Genomic DNA, 6,197 nt, shown 5'->3' on the forward strand with positions numbered 1-6,197 from the left:
GCGCATCGCGCATTTCCGGAATCCGCAGCATTTCCTTGCGGATGTTCGGATCGAAACTCACCGTGCCGCCGTTCTTCTTTACCGTTTCGATAGCCTGCTTCATGGCCTCGATGATCCTGAACGAGAACAGCGACGAACCCATCACATGGAAGTTGCCGCAGTTGGCGAGCAGGTCTTCGCGCAAGTTCGCCACCGACAACTGCGCCGACGCACTGTTCGTGATGTTGTAGATGAAATCGCGATCGCCGTCTTCGCGGTACGTCACGAACGCGCTGCCCGTGGTCGCGTCTTTAAGCACGGCGATGCCGGAAACGTCCACGCCGTCGGTCCGTAGGCGTTCGACGTTGAGCACGCCGAAGTCGTCGTCGCCCACGCAGCCGATCATTGCGCACGGGCTACCGAGCTTCGCGACCTGATCGATGAAAATGGCCGGCGCGCCGCTCGCGAACGGGCCAATGAGCGTGCCCGGCTCACGAAAGCTCTGGCCTACGCGCGTCGCCATGATTTCGACCAGGATCTCGCCCATCGCAACAATGGTGCCGGGCTTCTTCGAGGGAACACCGTTTGAATTAGGCATGACGTTTCTTCGTTTGAACATCGATACACACCGCGACCAGAATCACGATGCCTTTCACGATGAGTTGATAGAAATAGGGAACGCTCAGCAGGTTCATGCCGTTGTTGATGACGCCGATGATCAGCGCGCCGATCAGCGTTCCGGTGATCGTTCCATAACCGCCCGAGAGACTCGTGCCGCCGAGCACGGCTGCGGCAATGGCATCGAGTTCATAACCAATGCCCGCGTTCGGTTGCGCCGAGTAAAGCCGCGATGTCATCAGCACGCCGCCAATGCTCGCAAGCAGACCCGAGATCATGAAGATCATGATTCGCAGACGGTTCACATCGATACCCGAATACAGCGCCGCCTCGCGATTGCCGCCTGCCAGGTACGCCTTGCGTCCGAACACGGTACGCGAGAGCACGAAGTGATTCAACAGCAGCAATACCGCGAGAATCCAGATGGGCAGCGGAATGCCGAGCACCGCGCCGTTGCCTAGGAAAGCGAAGGCGTCGTTGTCGATGGAAATCGGCACACCGTTCGACGTCAGATACGCGAAACCTCGAAACACACCCATGGTGGCGACGGTGACAATGAACGACGGAATCGTGAGCAACGCCGAAAGCGAGCCGTTGATGGCCCCGAGAACGAGCCCGGTGCCCATGGCGGCGAGCACGGCAAGGAACGGCGATGCACCATGCTCCAGCGCGAATGCGCAGACGGTGCCGACCAGCGCCATCGTCGCACCGACCGACAAGTCGATATCGCCAAGCAGCAGCACGTAGGTCATGCCGAAGCCGAGTATCGCGATGATGGACACCTGCATCACGACATTCAGCATATTATTCACGGACATGAAGTTGGGCGACAGCGCCCAGAAAAATCCGCACAAGACGATCAGCCCGACGACAATGCCGCCGTAATGCCTGAGCGCGCGATTGAACGCGCCGCTTGCGTGCGAACGGCGCGGTGCTGCGCCGCCGCTGAGTTGGCTCGGGTTCATGCTGTTGTGGCTCCTGTTGCGTACGACATGACGTCTTCCTGCGTCGGACCTTGAGCGTTGAATTCATGGACGATGCGTTTTTCGCGCATCACGACGAGCCGGTCGCTCATGGCAAGTGCTTCCGGCAATTCCGATGAAACGAGGATGATCGCGGTCCCGCTTGCAGCGAGCTCGCGAATCACGCGATAGATTTCGAACTTCGCGCCGACATCGACGCCGCGCGTGGGTTCATCGAGGATCAGGACTTTCGGTTTGCGCGCCAGCCATTTCGAGAACACGACTTTCTGCTGGTTGCCGCCACTCAAGTTTCCAACGGCCTGGAACGGTCCCGATGCGCGGATGTTCATGCGCGCCATGGCGTTCGCAGTTTCTTCGCGTTCGAAGCGGCGATTCAGGATGCCGAAGCGCGAACCGTGCTCCTCGAAACTCGCCATCGTCACGTTGTTGGCTATGGAGTGCATCAGCACGAGACCCTCGTGCTTGCGGTCTTCGGTGACGAACGCAATGCCTTCGCGAATGGCGTGAGCCGGATTACGCAACTTCAAGCGCTTGCCGCTCATCGTGATCTCGCCACTCGGCCGGCCGATGCCGAACAGCGCCTTCATCACATCCGATCTCCCCGCGCCGATCAAGCCGAAGAAACCGAGGATCTCGCCCGCGTGGATCTCGAAGCTGATGTTCTCGAACTGGCCAGGCAGCGTCAGGTTGCCGACCTTCAGCAACGGCAACGATGGCCGCACATAAGGCGTTTCCCGTCGCGGATAAACATCGTTCATTTCGCGGCCGACCATCATCGCGATCAATGCGCCAATGGTCGTCTGATCCTTCTGCAACGTCGCGATGTAACGGCCGTCGCGCATCACCGAGATGTCGTCGGAGATGCGCATGATCTCGTCCATGCGGTGCGAGATATAGACGACCGCCGCGCCCTTCGCCGTCAGCTTCGTGACGATATGAAACAGGATCTCCGCTTCACGATCGCTCAGCGACGACGTGGGTTCGTCCATGATCACGAGCGATGCGTCGCGGCTCAGCGCCTTCGCGATTTCCACGAGCTGACGCTGCGCCATCGACAGGCGTGACACGGGTGCGGTTGCCTCGATATCGATACCGAGGTCATCGAGCAGGACCTGGGCTTGAGCATACAAGCGCTTGAAATCGACCACGCCAAAACGCCGTGGCTCGTGCCCCGCGAACATGTTTTCGGCAACGCTCAGATTCTTCGCGAGACTCAGTTCCTGATAGATGATCGCAATGCCCGCCTTCTGCGATTCGCCGGGCGTGGCGAACGTAACAGGTGCGCCATTCATCAGGATCTCGCCACGCGTGGGCGCGTGAACGCCCGCGAGAATCTTCATCAGCGTCGACTTGCCCGCGCCGTTCTCACCGAGCAGCGTATGCACGCGGCCCGGCAAGATGGCGAGGGACACGTCCTTGATCGCCTCGACCGGACCGAACGATTTCGCGATGCCGCGCAGCTTGAGCAACGGCGTGGGAAACCGCACGGCATCGCGAGGTTTCAAGACGGTATTCATTTCACCGACGCGTTCAGATACTGCCCGGGCGTGACCGGCTGCAGCTTCGGCACCGCTTGCTTGGCCGCGACCTTGACGGCCGTGTCCACTGCGAGCGCCCCCATCTTGTCCGGATACTGACGGATCACGCCAACGAAGTTCGGGTTCTTATCGACTGCTGCGCGCGCTTCCGGCATGCCGTCGAAGCCGATCACCTTCACCTTGTTTCCCGCCGATTTCCCTGCGACCGCTGCAGCCATTGCAGCGTCATCGCCAAAACCGAAGATGCCCGCGAGATCAGGGTTCGCCTGCAACATGTTCTGCGCCGCGCTCAATGCATCGGCACGCGTGATGCCCGGCTGGATTGCGACGATCTTCACGTCCGGGCATGCGGCGAGCGCTTTCTTGAAGCCCGTCACGCGGTCGATCACGGACTGGATCGTCGGGTAATCGATCACGCCGACCTTGCCCTTGCCGCCCAGCACCTTGCACATCAGCGCGCCGGCTTGCAGTCCGCCAGCGTAGTTATCGGTCGCGATATGCGATGCAACCTCGACGCCTGCCGCGCTGATATCGACGGTGATGACCGGAATGCCGGCCTTCTCCGCCGTCAGCACGGCGGCTTTCACGCCCTTCGAATCGACCGGCGAGATCACGATCACATCGACCTTCTTCGTGACGAAATCCTGCACGTCGGCGATCTGCTTGCTCAGATCCTGGTTTGCAATTGCAATATCGATTTGCGCGTGATCCTTCGCGGCTTCCGCTTTCATTGCGTTGGCGAGTTCGACGTAGAACGGATGCTGTTGCGTAAGCAGCGATGCGCCAATCTTCACATCGGCGGCGTGGGCGGCGGTTGCAGCGACAGCGGTGACAAGAACGGCCAGGACGGAACGACGAAACATGAACGTGTCTCCAGATATTGTTTAGGGTTGCTGATTATGAAATTCGAGAATCCCTTCTTCCCGCCGGTTCACATCGAGTCCGGCCTTGAGAATCAGGTCGAGCGTGGGCGGGTCGATGGCGTCATCGAGGACCAGTCCGCCCAGGCGGCTTACGTGACAAAACATCTTGCCCTCGCCTTGCAGCGCGGGCTGATACGCAACAACGACAATCCGTTTCGCGTTCTTCAACGCCGCCTTGTACACGTCGGCAAGACGCGGATCGGCGCACAGCAGATTGCCTTCGCGATCAAAACCCATCGCTTCGAGCACTACCAGATCCAGCGACAAAGCCGACAATGACCGCTCCGCGTCAGGCCCGAGCAGCACGGTGGAATCGTCATCGAGCGAGCCGCCGGAAAGCCGCAGCTCGCAACGCACGAAACGCTGGACGGTCGGCACCATTGAAATGTCGTTGAGCGTCAGCGCCAGGTTCGAGCGGTCGGCGAGCAAGGGCAAGAGCTTGTGCGTGATCACTCCGGCGCCGATAAACACAGACGCGTGGTCATCGATGAAATCCGCCGCCAGCCTTGCGATCGCCATATCGGCGGCCTGCCGGGTCGCGCTCGCCGGCACCGCCGACAACACGTTTTCGCCCGGCCGTTGCGCGACGTAGCGCGCCTTGCCGAACGCACGGATGAGGTAGCGCTGCTGCTCGAGGTAATTCAGGTCAGAGCGGATGGTGACGCTCGATACGTCGAACGCGGTCGCGAGTTCATCGACCGATACCTCGCCGCGCTTGCGGACAAGTTCGACAATGCGCAGACGTCGATGAAGCGAGTTTTTATTGGCCAGCACGGACAAACCACCTTTGCACTTTCGTTTCGAAAGATTCTAGTTTCGAAACGAAAGAGACGCAAAGCGGTTTATCGTCGGTGTTTACCCGCGCTCGTGGCGCTTTTTAGGCGCGCTTCCGATACCAGATCGCATAGACGCCAATCAGGACGGCCATGAACGCGAATCCGTAGACGAGCGTCATGCGGAATTCGTTGGTGAACGCGGTGGTGATCATGATCGCGGCCATCAGGACCGCGCCGAGCACGCTTCCGACCGGATGCAGGATCATGCGGAAGGACAGCGGAGGCCCGTTGTAGCGCGCGCGGAAGAAAAGATGCGTGACGAAGATCATCAGCCACGCGAACATCGCGCCGAAAATGGCGAGCGACATCATCAAGCCGAAGGCCATCGCCGGCCAGAACGCGGTCAGGACGGTCGCCAGCGCAATGCCGATGGTCGAGACGGAAAGCGCCGCGGTCGGCACGCCGTTCGCGCTCAGGCGCCCGAATCGAGCCGGCGCGTAGCCCGCGCGCGACAGGCTGAACATCATGCGCGTGGTGATATAGAGCTGGCTGTTCATGGCGGACAGCGCCGCGACCAGCACCACGAAGTTGATCACACCTGCCGCGTACGGAACGTGCGTGGCGGCCATGACCTTGACGAACGGACTTTCGTCAGTGCTCGCCTGCGTCCATGGAACGATGGCCAGCATCAGCGCCAGCGTGAGTAAGTAAAACAGCACAAGACGGAAGACGGTCGACCTGAACGCCTTCGCCACTGCGCGTTGAGGATCGCGCGCTTCGCCCGCTGCGACCGCAATGGTCTCGATGTTCAGGTAGCTGAAAATCGACACGATCACCGCGAACCACATGCCTTTCAGGCCGTGCGGAAAGAACCCGCCGTGCGCGGTGAAGTTGCTGAACCCCACGCCGGAAGACGTTGGCGCGCCATAGACGAACACGGCGCCGAGCAAAATGAACGCGACGATAGCCACGATCTTCAGCATCGAAAACGCATACTCGATCACGCCGTAGACTTTCACGCTGGCTGCGTTCACACCGATCAACGCGCCCGAAAACCCGACTATCCAGTACCAGCCGGGCACGTTCGCGAACCAGTACTTCATGAACACGGCAACCGCGCTGACCTCCGTGCCGACGGCGAACACAACCGCCGACCAGTAGGCGTACCGCACGAGAAACCCCGCGAGCGGCCCGATATAAAACTCTGCGTAAGCGCCGAATGAACCCGATGTCGGATGCGCCACCGTCATCTCGGCCAGCGCGCCCATCAGCAACAAGGCGATGACCGCGCCTATTGCGTAACTCAACAACACGCTTGGCCCGGCGAAGCCGATCGCAAAACCACTGCCCAGAAACAATCCCGTTCCAATCGCCCCGCCA

The 6,197-nt window shown here is 60.4% G+C and carries 6 protein-coding genes; all 6 read right to left on the reverse strand.

Annotated elements, in window-relative coordinates; translation table 11 throughout:
- Positions 1-577, reverse strand: a 577-nt coding sequence (locus ACFFAR_RS21960) for a sugar kinase (RefSeq protein WP_375508463.1), incomplete at its 3' end; no start/stop codon positions are given.
- On the reverse strand, positions 570-1,562 hold the full coding sequence (locus ACFFAR_RS21965; protein WP_174362799.1) for an ABC transporter permease: 993 nt from the start codon (positions 1,560-1,562) through the stop codon (positions 570-572). The genes ACFFAR_RS21965 and ACFFAR_RS21960, both read right to left, overlap by 8 nt.
- Entirely contained in the window at positions 1,559-3,097 is a 1,539-nt protein-coding gene (locus tag ACFFAR_RS21970) for an ATP-binding cassette domain-containing protein (RefSeq protein WP_174362798.1), read from the reverse strand. The genes ACFFAR_RS21965 and ACFFAR_RS21970 overlap by 4 nt, the downstream gene beginning before the upstream one ends.
- The gene (locus tag ACFFAR_RS21975) at positions 3,094-3,981 is read right to left on the reverse strand and encodes a substrate-binding domain-containing protein (RefSeq protein WP_061998710.1); all 888 of its coding nucleotides are present in this window, start codon (positions 3,979-3,981) and stop codon (positions 3,094-3,096) included. The genes ACFFAR_RS21970 and ACFFAR_RS21975 overlap by 4 nt, the downstream gene beginning before the upstream one ends.
- Before the next feature lie 21 nt (positions 3,982-4,002).
- A complete protein-coding gene (locus ACFFAR_RS21980; RefSeq protein WP_174362797.1) occupies positions 4,003-4,815 on the reverse strand; it encodes a DeoR family transcriptional regulator in 813 nt (270 codons plus the stop codon).
- Positions 4,816-4,918: 103 nt separating this feature from the next.
- The coding region (locus tag ACFFAR_RS21985; protein WP_375508464.1) for an amino acid permease at positions 4,919-6,197 on the reverse strand (1,279 nt) is incomplete at its 5' end.

The sequence above is a fragment of the uncultured Caballeronia sp. genome (assembly GCF_964243625.1).
GTDB lineage: Bacteria > Pseudomonadota > Gammaproteobacteria > Burkholderiales > Burkholderiaceae > Caballeronia.

Coding starts and splice junctions, on each gene's coding strand:
- ACFFAR_RS21975 (WP_061998710.1), bottom strand. CDS start 3,981: ATGTTTCGTCGTTCCGTCCTGGCCGTTCTTGTCACCGCTGTCGCTGCA.
- ACFFAR_RS21965 (WP_174362799.1), bottom strand. CDS start 1,562: ATGAACCCGAGCCAACTCAGCGGCGGCGCAGCACCGCGCCGTTCGCAC.
- ACFFAR_RS21970 (WP_174362798.1), bottom strand. CDS start 3,097: ATGAATACCGTCTTGAAACCTCGCGATGCCGTGCGGTTTCCCACGCCG.